Below are 22,277 nucleotides of genomic sequence, written 5' to 3' on the forward strand. Positions count from 1 at the left end.
CTCAGGGTGGCAGAGCCCGTGGTGCAGGTGAACCCCTTGACCGGCCGGTGGGATGGCCGGGCGGCCGGTGAGGTGACCGGACGGGCCGGTGCGGTGACCGGAGAGGCCGGTGCGCCGGCGAGCCGAAGGCCCGTCAGTCCTCGTAGAGGTGGGCCGCGCCCCTGGCCGTCGGGCGGTCGGGGGCGGCTTCGTCCAGGCGGTTGAGGAGGTCGGCGGCGCGCTTGGCGACGGTCTCACGGTCGCCCTCGGAGAGCGCCGTTCCCATGCCGACGGCGACCGCGCCCGCCGCGATCCACTCCGGCGCGCTCTCGACCGTCACCCCGCCCGTCGGCAGCAGCGGCGCCTGCGGCAGTGAGGCGCGGACCTCCGCCAGCCAGGCCGGGTCGTGCCCCGAGGCGGGGAACAGCTTGAGGGCGTCCGCGCCGAGTTCGAGCGCGCGGACCATCTCGGTCGGCGTCGAGACTCCGGGGAAGACCGGGATGCCGTAGCGGTGGCCGGTACGGATGACCTCGGCGTCGAGGCTCGGCGAGACGAGATAGCGGGCGCCCGCGTCGACCGCCATCCGGGCCGATACCGCGTCAAGGACCGTGCCCGCGCCGATGATGGCGTCGTCGCCCAGCTCGCGGGTGAGCGTCGTGACCGCCTCCAGGGCGAAGGGGGTGGTGAGGGATATCTCCAGGCTGGTGATGCCCGCCGACAGCAGGGTGTCGGCCGTGGCGCTCGCCTCGTCGTACGTTCTGCTCCGGACGATGGCGAAAACCCGCTGCGCCAGCGCGGCCCGGGTGATCTCCCAGCGATACACGGCAGTTCGCCGTCCTTCCTTGTCTCCAACGCCTTGTACCGGTTCACCGTGCCCCACGGTGGATACGGCACTTTCCGGGGCGCGCCCCAGCAGCCGACCCCACATGGTCTTTTTCCGCTGATGCCCGCCCGCTCCTCGTTTCTGCCGAAACGCTACCGGGAACCACTGACAATCCTCCCTCGGGGGTGCGCCCCGTGCGCCCCTTCTGCCAAGAATGGGAAGAAGAGGGAGGTAGGAGGGGGCGCACGACGTGGGCGCAGGGCGTGGGGCGCACGGAATGGACGCGCGGCACCGGCGGACAGCACGACGGCGGCCGGGGTGCATACACACCCCGGCCGCCGTCGTGTCGGAGGCGGCGGCCCCTGACCGGGCCCGCCGCCCCGCTGTTCGCTCTCCAGGCCGTCAGCAGCCGCGATCGACGAGGTCGAACGTCTTGTAGTGGTCGGCGGTGTAGTAGTCCTCGTTCTTCTTCTCGCCGGTCACGATGCGTCGCGCACCGCGGTCGGGCGAGCCGGGAGTGACGACGGTGAACTCGTGGTAGTAGTCCGAGCTCTGGGACGGCAGGATGCCCTCCCGGTTGTCGAAGACCGTCCCGTCCTTGGGATACGGGTAGGGCCCACCCTTGGCGATCAGATCGAGGGTGTCGTGGGCCTGCGAGGGCAGCTTCGAGTAGCAGGTCTTGCCGACGTCCTTGACGTGCACGGACGTGACATGCGCCGGGGCGGCGTACGAGGTGGCCGGGTGGGTCGTGGCGACGGCAGGTGTGGCGGCGACCGCGGTCCCGCCGATGAGAAGGGCCGAAGCGAGGGCGCCGGCGGCGCCGAACTTGGTGATCCGTGGGGGGATTCTCATGCCATCCAGAATGACGCGCGTAGACATGATCCTGTCAATCCCAACGGGCGGAAGCTTTCCGGGAGTTCACAACATCACGCCCACCAACTGCCCCAATTCTCCCCATACTGTGCCCCCGTCCCACCTCTGGCATGAGGGCACCTTCGCCGTGCGGTGGACTCGACGACACGTCATCCGGGACCACCCCGAGGCGCCCCACCCTGGACTCGCGAAGCGCCCCACGGGGCTCGCGAAGCGCCCCGCCCAAGAGCCCCCGAGGTGCTCTATCAGGACCCCGAGGTGCCCCATCGGGGCCCCAAAGTGCCCCATCGGGACCCAAGGTGCCCCATCGGGGGCCCTCCACCCCCGGCCGGCTCCGCCAGACTTCAGGCGCCGAGGGCGGCCTGCCGGTCGTCGCGGCGCTGCTTGAGGTGGCCCGCACCTGCCAGCGCGGCGGCCACGACGGCCGTGCCGGCGAGCTGCTGCCGGCCGTCCGCACTGGCGGCCATGACGGCGAAGACACCCAGGATGGCGGCCAACGCCAGCCAGGTCAGGTAGGGGAAGGCCCACATCCGCACCGAGAGCAGTTCGGGCGCCTCAAGCTCCAGGCGGCGGCGCATCTTCAGCTGGGTGAGACCGACGATGGACCAGACGACCAGCACCGAGCAGCCGGCGATATTCAGCAGCCAGGCGAACACCGTGGTCGGCCAGACGATCCCGGCGATCACGGCCACGAAGCCGAACACACAGGACGCCAGCACCGCCGCGGCCGGCACACCCCTGGTGACCTTGGCCAGGAAGCGCGGCCCCTGGCCCCGGTGGACGAGGGAGTACGCCATGCGCGACGAGCCGTAGATGTTGGCGTTCATCGCGGAGAGCAGCGCCACCAGCACCACGATCTGCATGATCGTGCCGGCTGCCGGGATGCCGAGCCGGTCGAGCACGGTGACGTACGGGCCGTCGGTGGCGACCTTCGGGTTGTTCCACGGCACCAGGGTGACCACCACGGCCATCGAGCCGATGTAGAACACGGCGATACGCCAGACGGCGGTGCGGACGGCACGGGCCACGTTCCGGCTCGGGTCGTCGGACTCCGCCGCCGCGATGGTGACGGTCTCCAGACCGGCGAATCCGGAGATGGTGGTCAGCAGCCCGGCGGCGAGCCCGGCCGCGCCGGTCGGGAAGAAGCCGCCGTGGCCGGTGAGATGGCTGGTGCCGGGCGCGCTGCCGAACACCCCGAGAATGCCGAGCACGCCCAGGACCAGGAAGGCGACGATCGCGGCGACCTTGACCGCGGAGAACCAGAACTCGAACTCGCCGAAGTTCTTGACCGCGGTGAGGTTACTGGCGCAGAAGAACACCATGAAGATCGCCACCCAGCCGTAGGCGGGGAGGAACGACACCCAGGTGTGCATGATCGTGCCCGCCGCGGTGGCCTCGGCGGCCACGCCGGCACAGAGCATCAGCCAGTACATCCAGCCCGAGGTGGCCCCGGCCCAGGAGCCGAGTTCCTCCTCGGCATGCACCGAGAACGAGCCGGTGGAGGGCCGGGCCGCGGACATCTCGCCGAGCATCCGCATGATCAGCATGACCAGCGCGCCGGTCCCCGCGAAGAGGAGGACGATGGCCGGCCCGGCCGCGGCGATGCCGACCCCGGAGCCGACGAAGAGCCCCGCGCCGATAACCCCGCCGAGCGCGATCATCGAGAGATGGCGCTGCTTGAGGCCGTGCGACAGTACGGCTTCGCCGTTCTGCACAGCCTGCGGGGAGCCCTGGGGCGACGGGGTGATGGTCCGGCTCATGGTCGTGCCTGTTCATTGGTTGAGACGTGCGGTGAGCCAGACGAGTGTGAAGACGCGCGTGCACGTATGAGGTGAACGCCCGCTATTCGGACCGTTCCTTCACCTGTGGTGAAGGCGTCATCACGCAATGACAGCTGTCCGGTGGCCGTGATTCCGGCCTGGGGACGCAGGCGTCGGCCCATGGCCTCAGGGGGGACCGGGAGTTGGGGACGGGTGGCGGCCTGGAGGCCGCAAGCGGGCCGGAGGCAGGCCGGCGCTCTTGCCTGTCAGGCAAATCTTTTGCCCAGCAGGCGAAGGATCGCTATACCAGGAGGTATGACCGAGCTTCCCGACGAGCCCGCCGGCGCTCCGCCGGGGGACTTGTCCACCGTCGCGCCGCGCCTCCGTGACCTGCGCAGACGCAGTGGCCTCACGCTGGAGACCGCGGCCCGGCTGGTGGGACTCTCGCCCGCGCATCTGTCGCGGCTGGAGACGCGTCAGCGTCAGCCGTCGCTGCCGGTGCTGCTGGCACTGGCCCGTACCTACGGCACCACGGTATCCGACCTGCTCGGCGAGACCGCGCCGGAACGGGACCCGGTCCTGCGCGCGGACCGCACGGAGCCGTCGGAGGTCGGCGGCTGGACGTATTGGACCGTGGGCGGAGCCGGGCGGGCGATGCAGGCGCTGCGGGTCCGTGTGCCGCAGCATTCGCAGGGCGATCTGGTGCGGGTACATCCGGGCGAGGAGTGGCTGTACGTCCTGGAGGGGCGGCTGCGGCTGACGCTCGGCGCAGCGGTGCATGTGCTGGACCCGGGGGACTCCGCGCACTTCGACTCGCTCACGCCCCACCGTATTTCCGCCGCCTCCCGGGGCGGTACCGAGCTGTTGTTCGTCCACACGCTGTTGCAGAGCGGGGCCGCCGAGCGGTGCCTCGGCGACGACGCGAGGCGCCGCGGGCTGTGAGCCCGGGCGCCGTTCTTGAAGGAAGGACCATACGTCGTGCCCGATCAGACCGCTTCTGCCGTCTCCGTGCCGCCGCCATCGGAGCCGCCGCCCGGCGCCCGCCCGTACAAGGAAGGCAAACCACCGCGCGGGGTGTACGTGCGGGTGTTCCTCTACGTCGTGGCGACGCATGTGCTGTTGGCGTTCATGAGCTTCCTGGTGATCGTCGCCAGGTCGCGCTGACGCCACCCCTGGCTTTGAGCCGACCCGGACAGGCGGCGTGGAAGGCCTCGGCATCGAGGTGGGCACAAGCACCGGCGAACAGGTAGGCGCGGCACTGATGCCGAGCGCGGCGGCCGGCGCATCGGCATCGGTCACGTCCGCGGTCGCGGTGGCCCGGCAGCAAGGACGACACGGCACTGCGGCTCCTTGGGGCAAAGGAGCGTGCGACGAAGGAGGAAGAAGGTCGACGGTAGCGCCCGCTGCCCGCCGCAAGGGCCTGCCACCGGGCCCCGTCTGTCTCCTGTGTGCACCGCTCAACTGCCAAAGAGCAATACGCAAAGCCCCATTGGTGCGATACACCGGAAATGGCGCGCTCGGAAACGGCAACGTCCATCTCTTCGGTCCGAAAGTCCATTGCCCCGGTGCGGTGGGCAGGTGAAGCCTGCTGGCGCGAAGGCTCGCACGACTCGTCCCTGCACCTCGCCGCACCGAGGAGGACCGAAGGATGCACCGTACGCGCACCGCGGCGGCCACCGCGTTGGCCGTGGCCCTGGCCGTGATCCCTCTGACAGGCATGGCCGGGGCGCCGGGTGACGGCGGGAAAGCGGGGCGGGACGGACCCCGGGACAGTCCCGGAGTTGCCGGTTCCCGTGCCCTCTCCCCCACGCCCCGGTCCGTCCGGAGCCGGTCCGACCAGGTCACCATCACCCGCTCCGTGACCGTCGTCGCCGGGCCGGGCACCGATGCCCCGGCACTGGCCGTCGTCGAGAAATCGCTCAAGGACGCCGGCGCCGACCGGGTCGTACGGGCCGAAAGCGACCCGGGTGACGGGCAGTTGGCGGTGTATGTGGACGGGGCGGGCGCCTCGCGCGCGTTGCGGGCGCTGGGGGCCCGCGGTCCGGACGGACTGCCCGCCGAGGGCTATGCGCTGGCCGTCGGCGGGGGCCGGATCGCGTTGTCCGGCAAGGACGCCGCCGGTACGTACTACGCCGCGCAGTCGCTGCGGCAGCTGCTGCCCCACCGGGAGCGGCCGGGCGCGCGGGTGCGGGGCACCGCCGTACGGGACTGGCCGGCCACCCCGCTGCGCGGTGTCATCGAGGGCTTCTACGGAACCCCCTGGTCGCACGAGGCCCGGCTCGACCAGCTCGACTTCTACGGCGAGCACAAGATGAACATCTATGTGTACTCGCCCAAGGACGACCCCTATCTGCGGGGGAAGTGGCGTGACCCGTATCCCGCAGGGCAGCTCGCGCAGCTCAAGGAGCTGGTCGAGCGGGCGCACCGGCGGCATGTGGAGTTCACCTATGCGCTCTCCCCGGGGCTGTCCGTCTGCTACAGCTCCGACGCCGATCTCCGGGCGCTGACCGCCAAGTTCCAGACCCTGTGGGACATCGGCGTACGGACCTTCGCGGTGCCGCTGGACGACATCAGCTACACGGACTGGAACTGCGCCGCGGACAAGGACGCGTTCGGGACCGGTGGCGGGGCGGCGGGGGCGGCGCAGGCCCATCTGCTCAATCGCGTCCAGCGGGAGTTCATCGCCGGGCATCCGGGTGCCGAGCCGCTGCAGATGGTGCCGACCGAGTACTACGACGTGAAGCCGTCGCCGTACAAGAAGGCGCTGGCCGCCCGGCTGGACAAGGACGTGCTGGTCGAGTGGACGGGCGTGGGGGTGATTGCGCCGACGATGACCGTCGGCCAGGCGCGGCAGGCCCGGGAGGTGTTCGGGCACCGGATCCTGACGTGGGACAACTACCCGGTCAATGACTATGTGACCAACCGGCTGCTGCTCGGGCCGTTCAACGGCCGGGAGAAGGGGCTGCCGGAGCAGCTGGCGGGGATCACCGCGAACCCGATGATCCAGCCTGCCGCGTCCAAGCTCGCACTGTACACGGTGGCCGACTACGCGTGGAACGACACGGCGTATGACGCCCGTGCCTCCTGGGGTGCGGCGATCGCGGAGCTGGCCGGCGGCGACGCCCGTACGGCACGGGCGCTGCGCGCCTTCGCCGACGCCCACTACGCCTCGTCGCTCAATCCGCGGCAGGCACCCGAACTGTCCGCCGCCATCGAGAAGTTCGGCAAGGACGGCGATGCGCGACGGCTGGACGGGGTGCTGCGGAACCTGCGGGACGCACCGGGGGTGCTGCGGGACCGGCTCGCCGACCGGGGGTTCGTCAAGGACAGCGGGCCCTGGCTGGATGCCACCCGGGCCTGGGGCGTCGCGGCGCGCAGTGCCCTTCAGCTGATCGAGGCCACCAGGGCGGGGGACGGCGCCAAGGCCTGGCAACTGCGGCAGCGCATCCCGGCGTTGGTGAAGACCGCCACCTCGTTCGTGTATGTGGACATGTCGGGTAAGAGGGTTCCGGTGCTCGTGGCGGACGGGGTGCTGGACACCTTCGTCGAGGAGGCGGTGGCCGCGCACGACGCGGCGCTGGGCACCGTCGGCCGTCCGAAGGGGGCGACGGATCTGGACGTCTACCAGGACCATGCGGTTTCCCGGATGACCGATGGTGATGACGCCACCTATTTCTGGAGCGGCGCGGCGCCCGGGACCGGCTCCTTCGTGGAGCTGGATCTGCATGCGGAGCGTCCGCTGGGCACCGTGCGGCTGGCGATGGGCAAGAGCGGCAGTCCGGACGACTACCTGCGGCACGGCGTCCTGGAGTACTCGTCGGACCACAAGAACTGGCACCCGCTGGCCTCGTTCGACGGGAAGGCCGAGGTCGGCGCCGAACCGCCGGCCGGGACCAAGGCCCGGTACGTCCGCGCACGGGCCACTGCGGCGCAGGACAACTGGCTGGTGGTGCGGGAGTTCGCGGTGGCCGGGGCGGATGCGGCGACGGTGGCCGGTGGCCCGCCCGCGGCGGCGGGCAGCGCGCTGCGGTCGGCGGGGGACGGTGACCCGGCGACCGCCTACCACGCGGCGCGGGCGGCGCGGCGAGGTGAGGCCCTGGAGTTCACCTCCGGCGCACCCCGCACGGCACGGTCCGTCACCGTCCTCCGGCCGCAGGGCGCACCCGCCGGGGCGGCGGAGGTCGAGGTCCGTACGGGCGGTGCCTGGCGCGCACTCGGCACGCTGTCCGGGGCCTACACGCGGCTGCCGGCCGGCGACGGCGCGATCGGCGGCGTCCGCCTGGCCTGGCGGGCCGGGGCGGCGGCGCCCGAGGTCAATGAGGTGATACTGCGCTGAGGGGAACCGAGGGGCTGACGGGAACCACCTTTTCCTGACGGGCCGCGTCATCGGGCCGTCAGTGCGCGCCGTGCGCCCTACTCTGAGGCTCTGGCCGCCGCCCTCGCCCCGGAGGAGACCGACCCATGGCCCGACCCGCGCCCGATGCCCCTCGTCCGACCGCGGCCGCCGTGCTCGATGACGCGGTCCGTTCCCTCGCCCCGGACACCGATGCCAACCGGCTGGTCTCGCGGATCGAGGCGGGGGCGGCGCCACGCTCCGTGTTCGCCACCTTCGCCCTCGAACAGCATCATGTGATCAGCGCCGACCGGCTCAGCTTCCAGCATCTGGCGCGGCGGGCGGACGGCGATCCGCCCGTGGCCGACTTCTTCGACCTGCTCGCCCAGGGCGAGGCGCTGGCCATGAAGCAGCTGGCCGGGCTGGCGGACGCCTGTGAGCTGAGCGAGCGGCAGATCGCGGAGTACCAGCCGCGCCCCGGCTGCCAGGCCTACCCCTCCTATGCGGCGCGGCTCGCCCTCGGCGGTGAGCCGGCCGATGTGGCGATCGCACTGACCGCCAACTTCGCTGCGTGGGGCGGTTATTGCGCGATCGTCGAGGCCGCGATGCGGGACCACTACGCCTTCCCCGAGGAGGCTTGTCAATTCTTCGGCTTCTTCGCCGGGCCGGCACCGGCCGTCGAGGAGAAGGCCCGCGAGGCGGTGCAGCACGGCCTCGACACCGGCCAGGCGCGCCCGGCCACGGCGCACCGCTACGGCCGCCTCCTCCAGGCGTATGAACTCATGTTCTGGAACTGCGTCGCCGAGTGAGCCGAGTGACCTGGTCTGCGGGCCCCGGTATCGGCCGGTGTGCGGGCCCGCCCCGCCCGTCCCTCCCGCGCGGCAGGCGCTGGGCCTCGGCGGCGCTCCTGCGCAGGCAGGGGCCCTGGCGGCCGTGCCGCGGTCAGCCGTTCAGTGCGTCGTGCCGGGCGCCGAGCCGGCGCGCGCCCTCCTCGGTGAGTGAGCCGTGCAGACGCAGCCGGGCGATGCCGCCGTCCGGAAAGACGTCGAGGCGGACATGGGTGGCGGGCGGTGCGCCGGCCGGCAGGAAGTGGTGGACGGTGTCGGGCTGCAGGCGGGTGCGCGGCAGCAGTTCGGTCCAGTCGCCGCGCTCGCCGTTGCGTACGGACAGCGCTGCCCAGCCTGCGGAGTTGCCCTTGAGGCAGCCGGTGTCGATCTCCACCGCGCGGATCACGGACTGTTCGGTGAGGCGGTAGCGGACCCAGTCGTTGCCGGTGCCGCGGCGGCGCCGGGTCTCCCAGCCGTCGTCCATCCTGCGGGGGCGGCCCGGCAGGATGGTGTGGAGGGGCGAGGAGTAGAAGCGGTCCGAGGCGTCCTCGACCCGGCCGCCGTTCTCCAGCGCGACGACGTCGAAGGTGCCCAGCGCGGCCAGCCGGCCGGGCGCGGGGACGACCTCGCCGTGGACGCGGAGGCGGGCGACCCCGCCGTCGGGGTACTGGTTGAGGCGCAGATGGGTGAAGCGGCGGCCGGTGTCGGCGGCGAAGCCGTTGGCGGCGTGGCCGCCGATGACGGTACGCGGGACGAGCGTCGTCCAGGCGGTGTCGGCGGCGAGGAGTTCGGCCGGCGACGGGGAGCCCTCGGCGCGGGTCCCCTCGATGCTGATGGCCGTCGGGGAGTTGCCGCGGAAATGGGCGGTGTCGACGACGATGCCGTGGATCACGCCGGGCGCGCCGAGCCGGATCAGCGCCCAGTCGTGGTCCTCGTCCGCCGGGAACGGGTGCGCGGCGTCGGTGCCGCGGCGCCTGCGGGTCTCCCAGCCGTCCATGATCTTGCCCTTGTGCCCGAAGGCCCCGGGGTCGAAGCGGGCGGGCTCGGGCCGCAGCAGATTCTCCCGTTCGGCGAAGAACTCGTCGTTGGCGGCGAGCACTCCGGCACCCAGCCGCCGGTCGGCGAGGTCGGGGAGGTGGGTGAAGGGGAAGCCGGCGGGGCCGGGGGTGCGGTAGTCGGCATAGGGATCGCCGCCTGCGTACGGGCGTGCGTCGCCGGTGTAGCGGGGCGGGCCGGCGGCGGTCATGTGCGGTGCGGCCGTTCGAGCAGCCGGCCGGTGGGTGCGGCGAGGGTGGCGCCGTCGTGGATCTCTTGGCCGCGCAGCCAGGTGGACCGTACGACACCGTGCAGGGTCTTTCCGGCGTATGCGGTGATCTTGTTGCGGTGCTGGAGGGCCTGCGGGTCGACGGTGAAGGTCTCCTCGGGGGCGAGGACCGCGAAGTCCGCGTCCCGGCCGGGCTCGATGGCGCCCTTGTGGCCGAGGCCGGCCAGCGCCGCGGGAGCGGCGGCCATCCAGCGCACGACGTCATCGAGGGTGTGACCGCGCTCGCGGGCCTCGGTCCAGATGGCGGGCAGGCCGAGCTGGAGGGAGGAGATGCCGCCCCAGGCCGCGCCGAAGTCGGCGGTCTTGAGGTCGGCGGTGGAGGGCGAGTGGTCGGAGACGATGCAGTCGAGGGTGCCGTCGGCCAGCCCCTCCCACAGGGCATCCCGGTTGGCGGCCTCGCGGATCGGCGGGCAGCACTTGAACTCCGTTGCGCCGTCCGGGATCTCCTCGGCGGTCAGGGTGAGGAAGTGCGGGCAGGACTCGACGGTGATCTGGACGCCCTCGCGCTTGGCGGCGGCGATCAGCGGCAGCGCGTCGCTGGAGGACAGGTGCAGGACGTGTACCCGCGCGTCGAGCCGGTGGGCGAGCGCGATCAGTCCGGCGATGGCGTCGTTCTCGCAGGCGCGGGGGCGGGAGGCCAGGAAGTCGGCGTACTTCGGGCCGTGCGGCTGGGGGGCGGCGCCCAGATGGCCGGGGTCCTCGGCGTGCACGATCAGCAGGCCGCCGAATCCCGCGATCTCGCCGAGGGCGGCGGCCAGTTGGCCTTGGTCGAGCTCGGGGAACTCGTCCACGCCGGAGGGGGAGAGAAAGCATTTGAAGCCGAAGACTCCGGCGTCGTGCAGCGGACGCAGATCCTTGACGTTGCCGGGGATGGCACCGCCCCAGAAGCCGACGTCGACATGGGCCTTGCTGCGGGCGACCGCGCGCTTGGTGTCGAGGTGAGCGGCGGTGGTGGTGGGCGGGAGGCTGTTGAGCGGCATGTCCAGGAGGGTGGTGATACCGCCGGCCGCGGCCGCGCGGGTGGCGGTCCAAAAGCCCTCCCATTCGGTGCGGCCGGGGTCGTTGACGTGGACGTGGGTGTCGACGAGGCCGGGCAGCAGGACGTCGTCACCGAAGTCCCGGACCCGCGCCCCGGCCGGAGCCTCGGCGTCGCGCGGCAGCACCGCGGTGATCGTGCCGCCCGCGACGGTGACGGACGCGGCGCGCGTCCCCTGCGGGGTGACGACGCGTGCGGAGCGCAGCACCAGCTCTGTTTCGGACACCCGGTCCCCTCCTCGTTTCTGACTTCATCGTTGCGTGCGGGCGTGCGGGGCGCACGGCCGCCGCGAAGGGGCCGTGGCGTCCGGGGCACGCGGCCACGCAGGAACGACATGCGGGAAGACAACAAATTCAACAATCTGTTGAATGAGTCTTCACTCCGGACCGCGGCCCGTCAAGACCCCTTGACCGGCACCGGCGGAGCGAGCGGCCCGGCCCCCTCCGGTGCCGCGGGTTCGTCCGTCGCAACCGCCCCGACCTGCGACGGGACGATCTCCTCCGGGACCGGGCCCGCGCCGGCCGCGGCGCGCTCACGGCGGGAGAGCAGGGCGTAGCACGCCCCGGCGAGCCCCATCCCGAAGATCCAGGAGAACGGCGCGACCACGGCGAAGGCCGGGACCAGGGCGAGCGCGGCACAGACCGCGGCGGCCGGCAGAAAGGCGGCCACCGCCTTCGGGTTGTAGCCCCTGCGGTAGAAGTACGCGCCCCGGGCGTCGGCCGAGAACAGCGCATCGACGTCGATCCGGCCGCGGCGCACCAGGTGGTAGTCGACGAGCAGGATCGCCACCAGGGGGCCGAGGAAGGCGCCGAGCGCCCCCAGGAAGTACTGGATCACCAGCGCGGACGAGTACAGCTTCCAGGGCATGACGACGATCGCCAGCACCGCGGTGATCATGCCGCCGCGCTTGAAGTTCAGGTACTTCGGCGCGAGGTTGGCGAAGTCGTAGGCGGGCGAGACGAAATTGGCGACGACATTGATGCCGATGGTGGCGACGATGAAGGCCAGCGCGCCGATGACCGTGACCACCGGATTGTCGATCTTCTGGATCACCTTGACCGGGTCGTAGACCGCCTCGCCGAAGACCGAGATCGTGCCCGCGGTGACGAGGACGGCGACCACGGCGAAGGCGGTGAAGTTCACCGGCAGCCCGATCAGATTGCCGCGCCGGTAGGAGCGGTGGTCGGGGGTGAAGCGGGCGAAGTCGGCGTAGTTGAGGACCAGCGTCAGGAAGGTGGCGACGGTCAGGCTGACCGCGATCAGGCTCTGCTCGGCCTGGGCGGAGCCGCTGAGGCCGGTGAGGCTGCGGGTCAGCGAGATGTCACCGCCGGCCTTGACGACCAGATACACCGCGAGCGCGAGAACGACCAGCCAGACCACCGGCCCGGTCGCGAAGTCCTGGACCTTGCGGATGAACTCCATCCCCCGGGTCAGCAGGACGGCCTGCAGTCCCCACATCACCAGGAACGCGATCCAGCCCAGCGTGGACAGCCCCAGCACCGAGTTGTGGTGGTAGGCCTCCAGGCCCGGTGCGAGCTGCAGCGTCAGCAGGACCACGGCGGTGGACGCCAGCCAGGTCTGGATGCCGTACCAGGCCACGGCCATGACCGCACGCAGCAGGGCGGGGATGTTGGCGCCGTAGACCCCCCAGCTGGCGCGGGCGAGCACCGGGTAGGGGACGCCGGTCCGGTGCCCGGCGTGCCCCATCCGGTTCATCAGCCAGTAGACGATCGTGATGCCGGCCAGCAGCGCCACGAATACCTCCCACGCGGGCAGGCCCAGCACGAACAGGCTGGAGGCGAAGGCGTAGTTGCTGATCGCGTGGGTGTCGGACATCCACAGCGCGAAGATGCTGTACGTGCCCCAGGTGCGCTCGGGGGCCGGCGCGAGGTCCCCGTTGTAGAGGCGTGGATCCGGCTGCGGGGGCTTCGGGGGTGTGGTCACGTGTCCTCCCGGGCGGGTGGGATGGAGCTTAGGGGGTTGGTGGGCAGTTGTCAGTTGTCAGTTGTCAGTTGTCAGATGCCTGATGTCTGTACCGAATATGCGGTGTGCCGTGGTGAGTCCTGGACGCACCCCGGGGACGGGCGCAGATGTGCGCTCAGCGGCCAGGAGCCGATGGCCTTGGGGCGGGGCGGCGCGAAGCTGCGTCCCGCACTGGTGGTCAGCCCGAGACCGACGACAGCCTCCGCGAACTTCACCGCGGCGGCAACCCCGTCGACCACGGGAATGCCGAGCGCCGCCGCGACCCTCTCCTGGAGCCCGGCCATTCCCCCGCAGCCCAGGCAGATCACCTCGGCGCCGGCCCGTACCACCTCGCGGGCGGTCTCGATGATCACTTCGACGGTCCGCTCCGGATCCTCCTCCAGCTCCAGGACGCCGAGTCCGGTGCCGCGCACCGCGGCGCAGCGCTGCAGCAGCCCGGCGGTCAGCAGCCGGTCCCGGATCTGCGGTACGGCACGGTCGAGGGTGGTGACGATGCCGTAGGCGTGGCCGAGCATCATCGCCAGCTGGGCGGCGCTCTCGGTGATGTCCAGGACGGGGACGTCCAGCAGCTCCTGGGCACCCTCCCGGCCCGGCTCGCCGAATCCGGCCATGACCAGCGCGTCGAAGGGCGTATCGAAGGTGGCGAGCCGGTCCAGTACGGCCGCGGCGCTCAGATATCCCTCGAAGTGACCCTCGATCGACTCCGGTCCCCACAGGGGCTGGGTCGCGATGATCTCGGTGCCCGGGGCGGCGGCAGCGGTGGCGGTGACGCGGATGGCGGCGGTCATGGAAGCCGTGGTGTTCGGGTTCATGACGAGAAGGCGCATAACTCTCCAACGATTTGGAGGATTCCACAGAATGGACAGTAGATTTCGCGCAGCAGAACGTAGCTACGGCCTCTGGCACCGTCAAGGGTTCGCGGCCAGGAGCTTGCCGGTCGGCTCGCACCGTGAGACAAAGAGGGCCTGACCGGCGGGAACGAGTGTGCGAGAGACCGTGTGCGCGCGTAACGGGACCGGTAGGCTTCTCCGGTCGGGCCCGGCGCCCGCCGGCACCGGCCGAGACCGATCCGACCCGCCCCGAAAGGAACGCGACGTGCCGTCGTCCAGCGCCAGCACCTCCGCCGCCGAAGCCAAGCCCGCAGGCGCCAGCGGCGGCGTCCAGTCCCTTGAGCGCGCCTTCGACCTGCTGGAGCGGATGGCCGACGCCGGCGGCGAGGTGGGCCTGAGCGAACTCTCCAGCAGCAGCGGGCTGCCGCTGCCCACCATCCACCGCCTGATGCGCACGCTCGTCTCCTGCGGCTACGTCCGGCAGCAGCCCAACCGCCGCTACGCACTCGGCCCGCGCCTGATCCGGCTCGGCGAGAGCTCCTCGCGGCTGCTGGGCACCTGGGCCCGCCCGTTCCTGGCCCGCCTGGTCGAGGAGACCGGCGAGACCGCCAACATGGCACTGCTCGACGGTGACGAGATCGTCTATGTCGCCCAGGTGCCCTCGCGGCACGCGGTACGGATGTTCACCGAGGTCGGCCGGCGGGTGCTGCCGCACTCCACCGGCGTCGGCAAGGCCCTGCTGGCCCATCACTCCCCGGAGGAGGTCCGCGCCCTGCTCGGCCGTACGGGCATGCCCGCCGCGACCGAGAAGACCATCACCGACCCGGACCGCTTCCTGGAAGCACTCGCCGATGTCCGCCGCCTGGGCTATGCGGTCGACGACAACGAGCAGGAGATCGGCGTCCGCTGCCTCGCGGTACCGGTACCCGACTCCCCCACCTCGGCGGCGATCTCCATCTCCGGCCCGACCGGACGGGTGACCGAGGCCTCGACCGACAAGATCGTCCCGGTGCTGCAGGAGGTCGCGGCGCAACTGTCGGTGGCGCTGGCGAATCAGACGCCGGCGTAGACGCGGCGGAACCACGCAGGGCGGAACCTCGCAGGGCGAACTCTCACAGGGCGCCCCTCACGGGCCAGGCGACGATGTACGGCGTACGGCGCCCCGTTCCGGGCGCGGCGCCGGCGCACCGTGGCCCGTCCCCGGCTCCGCGCTCGCGGTCACGGGGTACACGGGTCCCCGGGTGCCCGGCAGTTCGCCGAAGAGGTCGCGCGCGGTCACCGGGCGCGCGGCAGCTCGCCGAAGCGGTCGATGCCCGCACGCACCTCGGTGAGCGCGGGCGACAGCGCACTCACCGAGCCGACCGCCCCGGCGATCAGCAGGAGCGAACGACGCAGCCGGGGCACCTCCGGCAGCCCGTGGCTCACCATTGCGTCCAGCGCGGCCAGCTCGTCATCGGCTGCCACCCGATCCGGCAACTCGCCCGGAAGTACTGCCAGTTGCCGACGCAGCCGGGCCACCGCCCCGCGTAGTTCCAAGATCCGCGGGTCGCCCTCGACCCCGGCCATCCGTCCGTCCCTCTGCAGCTGCTCCACAACGACGGCGCCCTCCAAGGCCGTTGCCCGTTCCGCCATGCCGGACAGTTAACGCCACTCTGCGCTGATCGCGCCACACGGAGAGCGAAAAACCCGGATCACCGGGCGGCGGCGGCCAGGAACGGCCGGGAAGCGCCCGGTACGACCGGAGATGGTCCGGCACGGCCGCGCCATGCCCTACCCCGGACCGACCTGATGATGCGTCAGCATATTTGTTCACCTTGCCACCCTTTGGTGTGGGTGCGCACGGTCCGAAGCGTATGCCGCAGCGAGATGGAGCATTCTCCCTTTCAAGGAAATATCCGGCATATCACTGGATCGGAGAACGCCATGGAGTCCAACTCCGGCCCCGACACCGGCTCGAACCACCACCGCGACGTCAGCGTCGTGCAACTCATCTGCCGTGCGTACGGTCTCTCCGATGCATCGGAGATCACGCTGGAGCACATACACCGTTATGTCGCCGAGCGCCGGCGCGCGGAGGAACGCATGCCCCACCTGCGCGACCGGTTGCATCCTGGCATCCCCCGTCCGCGAGCCTCCGGCGACGCGGCCTGATCCGCCGGACCGCCCCACCGGGCCGGGAGAGCGGACGCCATGAGGTAAGCAGTCCCCATGACGCCGAGGACGCCCGGACAGCCGGGAGAACCGCAAGGACAGTCGCCGCACGCCCGGCCCGGCACCGAGGAACGGCCGCGGAACGCCGGGCGGCCCGAGGGAAGGGTGGCCGGCCTGCTGCTCGCCGCGGGTGGCGGGCGACGCCTGGGGGGACGGCCCAAGGCACTGCTCGACCACCGGGGACGGCCACTGGTCGAGCACGCCGCACGGGCACTGCGGAACGGCGGCTGCGACCCCGTGCACATCGTGCTGGGGGCGGCCGCCGGTTCCGTGCGCGAACGGGCCGATCTCTCGGCGTACGGCATCTCGGAGAACCCGGACTGGGCCCAGGGTATGGGCTCCTCGCTCCGGGTGGGCCTCGCCGCGCTGACCGGTTCGGGGGCGGATGCGGTGGTGGTGTCGCTGGTGGACCAGCCGGGCATCGGCGCCGCCGCGGTGGCGCGGGTGGTGGCGGCGTACGACGGAGGCACCTCGCTCGCCTCCGCGGCGTACGACGGCCGCCGGGGCCATCCGGTCCTCTTCGGCGCCGACCGCTGGCCGGACATCGCCGCCACCGCGACGGGCGACCGCGGTGCGCGCGCCTACCTCCAGGAGCATGCGGACGCGCTCACCCTCGTCGAGTGCTCCGACATCGCCGAGCCGTACGACATCGACACGCCGGAGGACCTCCACCGCCTGCGGTGACCGGCCCGCGGCGGACGCGCACGCTCCTCGGCAACTCCCGTGCGGCGCAAGGGAGCAGGCGCAAGGGCGGCAGTAATGGAGAGTGACCGACGTGGCACCGGGAGCCATTCGATCGCCGGTTGTGTCGACTCGGAGAATCTCGACATCAACAAACCATTGAAGTTCCGCGATAAGGAAACTAGTCTCCACTGGTCAGAAGCGCCCTGAACCCTGACGGCGCCCGCGACCGTATCCCGGAGCCCGCGGCACCCCGTGCCGCCCGGTGTTCGGGGAGGCCGCCAGGCACCGCCGCTGAATGGAGTGACACTCATGTCCGCACCAGCGCCGTCCCCGCTGGCCATCGTCGACGTCGACCCCGCCCACGCCCCCGAACGGCAGGGCGAGGTCCTTACCGACGCCGCGCTCACCTTCGTCGCCGAGCTGCACCGGCGGTTCACCCCGCGCCGCGACGAACTGCTCGCCCGCCGCGCCGAGCGCCGTGCGGAGATCGCCCGGACCAGCACGCTGGACTTCCTCCCCCAGACCGCGGAGATCCGCGCGGACAACAGCTGGAAGGTGGCCGAGGCGCCCGCCGCGCTCAATGACCGCCGGGTGGAGATCACCGGCCCCACCGACCGCAAGATGACGATCAACGCGCTCAACTCGGGTGCCAGGGTCTGGCTCGCCGACTTCGAGGACGCCTCCGCGCCGACCTGGGAGAACGTCGTCTCCGGACAGCTCAACCTGATCGACGCCTACGAGCGCCGGATCGACTTCACCGACGCCGCCTCCGGCAAGTCGTACGCCCTGGGGCCCGCCGAGGAGCTGGCCACCGTCGTGATGCGCCCGCGCGGCTGGCACCTGGACGAGCGCCACCTGCAGTTCGAGGGCCGGCCGGTCCCCGGTGCACTGGTCGACTTCGGCCTCTACTTCTTCCACAACGCCCAGCGCCTGCTGGACCTGGGCAAGGGCCCGTACTTCTACCTGCCGAAGACCGAGTCGCACCTGGAGGCCCGCCTCTGGAACGAGATCTTCGTCTTCGCGCAGGACTATGCCGGCATCCCCCAGGGCACCGTGCGCGCCACCGTCCTGATCGAGACCATCACGGCCGCGTACGAGATGGAGGAGATCCTCTACGAGCTGCGCGACCACGCCTCGGGGCTGAACGCCGGCCGCTGGGACTACCTCTTCTCCATCGTCAAGAACTTCCGTGACGGCGGTGCCAAGTTCGTCCTCCCGGACCGCAACGCGGTCACGATGACGGCCCCCTTCATGCGGGCCTACACCGAACTCCTCGTCCGCACCTGCCACAAGCGCGGGGCACACGCGATCGGCGGTATGGCGGCCTTCATCCCCAACCGCCGCGACCCCGAGGCCAACGAGAAGGCCCTCGCCAAGGTCAAGAGTGACAAGGACCGGGAGGCCGGCGACGGCTTCGACGGCTCCTGGGTCGCCCACCCCGACCTGGTCCCGGTCGCCCGCGCCTCCTTCGACGCGGTCCTCGGCGACAAGCCGCACCAGAAGGACCGCCTGCGCGAGGACGTCGACGTCAAGGCCGCGGATCTGATCGCGATCGACTCCCTGGAAGCCAAGCCCACCTACCAGGGCCTGATCGACGCGGTCCAGGTCGGCACCCGCTACATCGAGGCCTGGCTGCGCGGTCTGGGCGCCGTCGCCATCTTCGGCCTCATGGAGGACGCCGCGACCGCCGAGATCTCCCGCTCCCAGATCTGGCAGTGGGTCGACGCGGGGGTCGTCTTCGAGAACGGCGAGAAGGCCACCGCGGAGCTGGTGCGCACGGTCGCCGCGGAGCAACTGGCCGCCATCCGCGCCGAGGTCGGTGAGGACGCCTTCACCTCCGGCAGGTGGCAGCAGGCCCACGACCTCCTGCTCCGGGTCGCCCTGGACGAGAACTACACGGAGTTCCTGACGCTGCCCGCGTACGAGCTGCTGGGCTGAGGCCTTCGCCGCAGGGGGTTCCCCGGCCCCGCGCCGTCACGGGGCACTCCCGGCCCGGCAGGTCGCCGCGTACTCGGCCAGGAAGGCCGCCTCGGCGATCAGCGCGCCGCGGAGTTCGGACAGTGCACGGGATCGGTCCCCCAGGCACGGCGCAGTGCGGTACGGGCGGCACGGTAGGCGGGTCCGTCGGTGGCGGCGCGGTCGACGGGCGGTGCGTCCAGGCCGACGACGGTGACCGCGGGGCCGCTCCACAGTCGTTCGCCGAGGCCGCCGGAGCCGATCAGCGGGGTGCCCTGGGGGACGCCGGCCAGCTCGCGGAACTCGTCGTCGGTGAGGGCGGTGCCGTGCCAGGGTTCGCGGCGCAGGCCCTCCACGGCGACATCACCGTGCAGGTCGTGCAGGGTCGCCAGGGCCTTGACGAGGACGAGCAGTGCGTCCGGGGCGGCGCCGCCGTACTCCCCGCTGTGCACGGCGGTACGGAGGGTGCGCACCTCGACGAAGACCTCGGCGGCGCCGCGCAGGGCGGTGGTGAGGGTGGGAGTGCCGGGGCGGATGTTTCCGGTGTCGGCGATGATCATCGCGTCGCAGGCGAACAGGTCGGGGTCGGTGGGCGGGTAGTCGTCGAAAGCGCTGCCGTACTCCTCCTGGCCCTCGAAAACGATCTTGATGCCGACCGGCGGGCGGCCTCCGTAGGCCCGCAGTGCGCCGATGTGGACCATGAGGTTGGCCTTGTCGTCGGCGATGCCGCGGGCGCGGATTCCGCCCTCGATGCCGGTGGGCTCGAAGGGCGGGGAGTCCCAGAGCCGTTCGTCGCCGGGCGGCTGGACGTCGTAGTGGCCGTAGAGGAGGACGGTGGGGGCCTCGGGGGTGGGCGGCGGGAGGCTGCCGGTGATGACGGGGGCGGTGCCGGGGAGGTTGAGCTCGCCGATATCGGCGACACCGGCGTCCCTGAGCAGGGCGACGAGCAGATCGCGGGCCTGGAGGACCGGTTCGGGCGAGAAGCCGGGGAAAGCGATCGAGGGGATGGCCGCGAGCCGCTTGAGGTCGGCGCACACACCGTCCATCAACGCGTTGACGGTGGCCTCCAGGGCATCCGGAGCCGTGCCGGTGCGGTGGACGTGCGGGCCGTTGGCTTCCTGATTCACCGCGGAACCCCTCTCGGTGGCGCCGTCGGTGGCGCGCACAGCGACTCACTCGGCTGACTTACCTTCAGGACCAATGCGGCAGATAGGTCATAACCGTACGAAGAGGGGCACGGCGGGTGCGCCAGGGCCGATGCGGCTCCGCTTATAGTGGATCGGCACTACAAACGTAGTAGGAAGCAATCCGGCACGAAGGGCGCTCAGGTGACACGACGGCGGGATCAGGTGCTGGACGCGGGTATCCAGGTCCTGGGCAGCGCGGGAGCGCGGGGGCTGACCTACCAGGCCGTGGATGCCGCGGCAGGGGTCCCGTCGGGCACCACCTCCAACTGCTTCCGCAACCGGACGGCCCTGATCGACGGCATCGTCGACCACGTCCAGGCCCTGGAGCACCGCGACTGGGAGGCCTTCGCCACCGCGGCCGACCCGGCCGACGCCGGTGAACTCGCCGATGCCGTCACCCGGTTCCTGCGGTACGCGACCGGCCCCGAGCGGGCCAGGACCGCCGCCCGCTTCGCGCTCTACCTGGAATCCTGGGCCCGCCCCGAGATCCGCCCGGCGCTCACCCGCAGCCGCGAGACCGTCGTCGGCTGGGGAGCGGAGTGGCTGCGGCGCATCGGCTCGCCGGCGCCACGGCGGCACTGCGCGATCCTCTGCGACTACATGGACGGCGTCGCCTTCCGCCAACTCTCCTTCCCCGAGCAGGACTTCGACCCGGGGCCGGGCGTCCGCGAGCTGCTGGGCGGACTGCTGGACTGAGGAGCCAGAGGAGTCTGAGGAGCCAGAGGAGTCTGAGGAGCCAGAGGGAGCAGGGACCCGGGCCCCTGCCCCCGGGGTCAGGGGCCCGGGGGCAGGGCAGGGGCCGGCCGTCCGTGTCACCCCGCGGTGCTGCGCCCCGCTCGCCGCTGGGACGGCCACCGCGGTCGCCGGTCCGGCCGCCGCCCCCCGGAACGCCCAGCGGCCCCCAGGAGAGCCGGCGTTACCGCTCCCTGCGGGCCGTTGCGCCGCCCCGGCGTCAGTGGGCGGTCGCCGCCGCGGGCTCTCCGGTGTCATCCGCCGCGGCGGGGGCGGGCCGCTGCGCGATCCCCGGACCGGCCGGGCCGGCGGCCACCGCAGCCGCCTCGGTGTCCCCCGGAGCCTCCCCCTCGGCGTCCCCGTCGGCCGTCTTCCTGCCGAAGTGGTTGAAGGCGAGGTTGAGGACGATGGCGACCAGACAGCCGGTGCTGATGCCGGAGTCCAGGATGACCAGCAGGTCCTTGGGGAGGCTGTGGTAGAAGTCCGGCGCGGCGATCGGGATCAGGCCGATGCCGACGGCGGCCGCGACGATCAGGGCGTTGTCCCCCTTCTCCATCGCGGCCGACGCCAGCGTCTGGATACCGCTGGCGGCCACCGAGCCGAAGAGCACGATGCCGGCGCCGCCGAGGACCGGCAGCGGGACCAGCGAGATGACCGAGGCGGCCACCGGGCACAGGCCCAGCACGAGCAGGATCAGCCCGCTGGTGGCCACGACGAAGCGGCTGCGCACCCTGGTCATCGCGACCAGGCCGATGTTCTGGGCGAAGGCGCTGTTGGCGAAGCCGTTGAACAGCGGGCTGAGGGCCGTGCCGAGGGTGTCGGCGCGCAGTCCGCCCTCGATGGTGCGCTCGTCCGCCGGGCGGCCGACGATCCTGCCGAGGGCGAGCATGTCGGCCGTCGACTCGGTCATACAGACCAGCATCACGATGCACATGGAGACGATCGCGGCGAGGTCGAACTGCGGGGCGCCGAAGTGGAACGGCGTCGGGAAGCCGATCAGGGATGCCTGGGAGAGCGCGGAGAAGTGGGTGATGCCGACGGGTATCGCGATCAGGGTGCCGGCGATCAGGCCGAGCAGGATCGCGATCTGCTGGAGGAAGCCGCGCAGCACCCGGCGCAGCACCAGCACGATCAGGAAGGTCAGCGCGGCCATACCGATGTTCGTCAGCGAACCGTAGTCCGGGGCCCGGTCGTTGCCGCCCTGGGACCAGTTGAAGGCCACCGGCAGCAGCGAGACGCCGATCAGGGTGATGACGGTGCCGGTGACCACCGGCGGGAAGAACCGTACGAGCTTGGAGAAGTAGGGGGCGAGGAGGAATCCCAGCACACCGGCGACGATCACCGCGCCGAAGATGACCGGCAGTGCGTCGGCGGGGCTGTGCGCCTTGCCGGTGGCGACCATCGGTGTGACGCCGGCGAACGAGACGCCGTTGACGAAGGGCAGCTTGGCGCCGACCTTCCAGAAGCCCAGCGTCTGCAGCAGCGTCGCGATGCCCGCGGTGAAGAGGCTGGCGCCCATCAGGAACGCGGTCTCGGTGGCGCTCAGCCCGCAGGCCGGGCCCACGATCATCGGTGGGGCCACCACTCCCGCGTACATCGCGGCCACGTGCTGGAGACCGCTGGTGAACATCTTGAAGGGCGGGAGGGTCCGGTCGACCGGATGCTTCCGGTCCCCCTCCGACTGCTGCCCGGTCATTGCGGCCACTGCGGGCCTCCTTCGATTTCTGCGTCGCCGGGAC

At 71.6% G+C, this 22,277-nt stretch carries 19 protein-coding genes; 9 read left to right on the plus strand and 10 right to left on the minus strand.

Annotated elements, in window-relative coordinates:
- Window positions 1-133: 133 nt before the first annotated feature.
- From ACGFR7_RS23550 to ACGFR7_RS23560, 3 genes are all read right to left on the minus strand, one after another.
- Window positions 134-802, minus strand: a complete 669-nt coding sequence (locus ACGFR7_RS23550; protein ID WP_393322514.1) for a bifunctional 4-hydroxy-2-oxoglutarate aldolase/2-dehydro-3-deoxy-phosphogluconate aldolase — start codon at window positions 800-802, stop codon at window positions 134-136.
- A 402-nt stretch (window positions 803-1,204) separates the two neighbouring features.
- A complete protein-coding gene (locus tag ACGFR7_RS23555) occupies window positions 1,205-1,654 on the minus strand; it encodes a ribonuclease domain-containing protein (RefSeq protein ID WP_393322517.1) in 450 nt (149 codons plus the stop codon).
- 365 nt (window positions 1,655-2,019) lie between these two features.
- Complete coding sequence (locus ACGFR7_RS23560; protein ID WP_393322520.1) at window positions 2,020-3,435, minus strand: amino acid permease; 1,416 nt, start codon at window positions 3,433-3,435, stop codon at window positions 2,020-2,022.
- Window positions 3,436-3,750: 315 nt separating this feature from the next.
- On the opposite strand from ACGFR7_RS23560, the gene ACGFR7_RS23565 reads away from it, so the two are divergent.
- From ACGFR7_RS23565 to ACGFR7_RS23580, 4 genes are all read left to right on the plus strand, one after another.
- Window positions 3,751-4,377, plus strand: coding sequence for a helix-turn-helix domain-containing protein (locus ACGFR7_RS23565; RefSeq protein ID WP_393322523.1), 627 nt, complete (start codon window positions 3,751-3,753; stop codon window positions 4,375-4,377).
- 36 nt (window positions 4,378-4,413) lie between these two features.
- A complete protein-coding gene (locus ACGFR7_RS23570) occupies window positions 4,414-4,599 on the plus strand; it encodes a DUF6126 family protein (RefSeq protein WP_393322526.1) in 186 nt (61 codons plus the stop codon).
- Between the two features lie 484 nt (window positions 4,600-5,083).
- On the plus strand, window positions 5,084-7,771 hold the full coding sequence (locus ACGFR7_RS23575) for a beta-N-acetylglucosaminidase domain-containing protein (RefSeq protein ID WP_393322529.1): 2,688 nt from the start codon (window positions 5,084-5,086) through the stop codon (window positions 7,769-7,771).
- Window positions 7,772-7,896: 125 nt separating this feature from the next.
- Window positions 7,897-8,577 (plus strand): transcriptional regulator, encoded by a 681-nt coding sequence (locus tag ACGFR7_RS23580; protein WP_393322532.1) that lies wholly within the window; start codon window positions 7,897-7,899, stop codon window positions 8,575-8,577.
- Window positions 8,578-8,710: 133 nt separating this feature from the next.
- On the opposite strand, the gene alc is transcribed toward ACGFR7_RS23580, so the two are convergent.
- From alc to ACGFR7_RS23600, 4 genes are all read right to left on the minus strand, one after another.
- Window positions 8,711-9,841 carry an allantoicase gene (gene alc / locus ACGFR7_RS23585; RefSeq protein WP_393322535.1) on the minus strand — a complete coding sequence of 377 codons (1,131 nt, stop codon included), beginning with the start codon at window positions 9,839-9,841 and terminating at the stop codon, window positions 8,711-8,713.
- Complete coding sequence (gene allB, locus ACGFR7_RS23590; protein WP_393322538.1) at window positions 9,838-11,181, minus strand: allantoinase AllB; 1,344 nt, start codon at window positions 11,179-11,181, stop codon at window positions 9,838-9,840. The genes alc and allB overlap by 4 nt, the downstream gene beginning before the upstream one ends.
- A gap of 170 nt (window positions 11,182-11,351) precedes the next feature.
- Window positions 11,352-12,899: an NCS1 family nucleobase:cation symporter-1 gene (locus tag ACGFR7_RS23595; protein WP_393322541.1), complete on the minus strand. Its 1,548-nt coding sequence runs from the start codon at window positions 12,897-12,899 to the stop codon at window positions 11,352-11,354.
- A 71-nt stretch (window positions 12,900-12,970) separates the two neighbouring features.
- The gene (locus ACGFR7_RS23600) at window positions 12,971-13,765 is read right to left on the minus strand and encodes an aspartate/glutamate racemase family protein (RefSeq protein ID WP_393322544.1); all 795 of its coding nucleotides are present in this window, start codon (window positions 13,763-13,765) and stop codon (window positions 12,971-12,973) included.
- A 268-nt stretch (window positions 13,766-14,033) separates the two neighbouring features.
- On the opposite strand from ACGFR7_RS23600, the gene ACGFR7_RS23605 reads away from it, so the two are divergent.
- Window positions 14,034-14,837: an IclR family transcriptional regulator gene (locus tag ACGFR7_RS23605; RefSeq protein WP_393322547.1), complete on the plus strand. Its 804-nt coding sequence runs from the start codon at window positions 14,034-14,036 to the stop codon at window positions 14,835-14,837.
- A 206-nt stretch (window positions 14,838-15,043) separates the two neighbouring features.
- Here the strand turns inward: ACGFR7_RS23605 and ACGFR7_RS23610 are convergent, their stop codons facing one another.
- Window positions 15,044-15,334 carry a DUF5955 family protein gene (locus tag ACGFR7_RS23610; protein ID WP_393322988.1) on the minus strand — a complete coding sequence of 97 codons (291 nt, stop codon included), beginning with the start codon at window positions 15,332-15,334 and terminating at the stop codon, window positions 15,044-15,046.
- 357 nt (window positions 15,335-15,691) lie between these two features.
- On the opposite strand from ACGFR7_RS23610, the gene ACGFR7_RS23615 reads away from it, so the two are divergent.
- The 3 genes from ACGFR7_RS23615 (at window position 15,692) to aceB (ending at window position 18,601) form a co-directional block, all read left to right on the plus strand.
- Window positions 15,692-15,919 (plus strand): hypothetical protein, encoded by a 228-nt coding sequence (locus ACGFR7_RS23615; RefSeq protein WP_393322550.1) that lies wholly within the window; start codon window positions 15,692-15,694, stop codon window positions 15,917-15,919.
- A gap of 165 nt (window positions 15,920-16,084) precedes the next feature.
- Window positions 16,085-16,663 carry an NTP transferase domain-containing protein gene (locus ACGFR7_RS23620; protein ID WP_393322991.1) on the plus strand — a complete coding sequence of 193 codons (579 nt, stop codon included), beginning with the start codon at window positions 16,085-16,087 and terminating at the stop codon, window positions 16,661-16,663.
- A 309-nt stretch (window positions 16,664-16,972) separates the two neighbouring features.
- Window positions 16,973-18,601 (plus strand): malate synthase A, encoded by a 1,629-nt coding sequence (gene aceB, locus ACGFR7_RS23625; protein ID WP_393322553.1) that lies wholly within the window; start codon window positions 16,973-16,975, stop codon window positions 18,599-18,601.
- A 98-nt stretch (window positions 18,602-18,699) separates the two neighbouring features.
- On the opposite strand, the gene ACGFR7_RS23630 is transcribed toward aceB, so the two are convergent.
- Window positions 18,700-19,746, minus strand: a complete 1,047-nt coding sequence (locus tag ACGFR7_RS23630) for a M20/M25/M40 family metallo-hydrolase (RefSeq protein ID WP_393322556.1) — start codon at window positions 19,744-19,746, stop codon at window positions 18,700-18,702.
- 201 nt (window positions 19,747-19,947) lie between these two features.
- On the opposite strand from ACGFR7_RS23630, the gene ACGFR7_RS23635 reads away from it, so the two are divergent.
- Window positions 19,948-20,502, plus strand: a complete 555-nt coding sequence (locus ACGFR7_RS23635) for a TetR/AcrR family transcriptional regulator (RefSeq protein ID WP_393322559.1) — start codon at window positions 19,948-19,950, stop codon at window positions 20,500-20,502.
- 256 nt (window positions 20,503-20,758) lie between these two features.
- Here ACGFR7_RS23635 and ACGFR7_RS23640 read toward each other — a convergent pair whose 3' ends face one another.
- Entirely contained in the window at window positions 20,759-22,234 is a 1,476-nt protein-coding gene (locus tag ACGFR7_RS23640; RefSeq protein ID WP_393322994.1) for a nucleobase:cation symporter-2 family protein, read from the minus strand.
- Window positions 22,235-22,277: the final 43 nt, after the last annotated feature.

This window comes from Streptomyces sp. NPDC048516, from assembly GCF_043199875.1.
Lineage (GTDB): Bacteria > Actinomycetota > Actinomycetes > Streptomycetales > Streptomycetaceae > Streptomyces.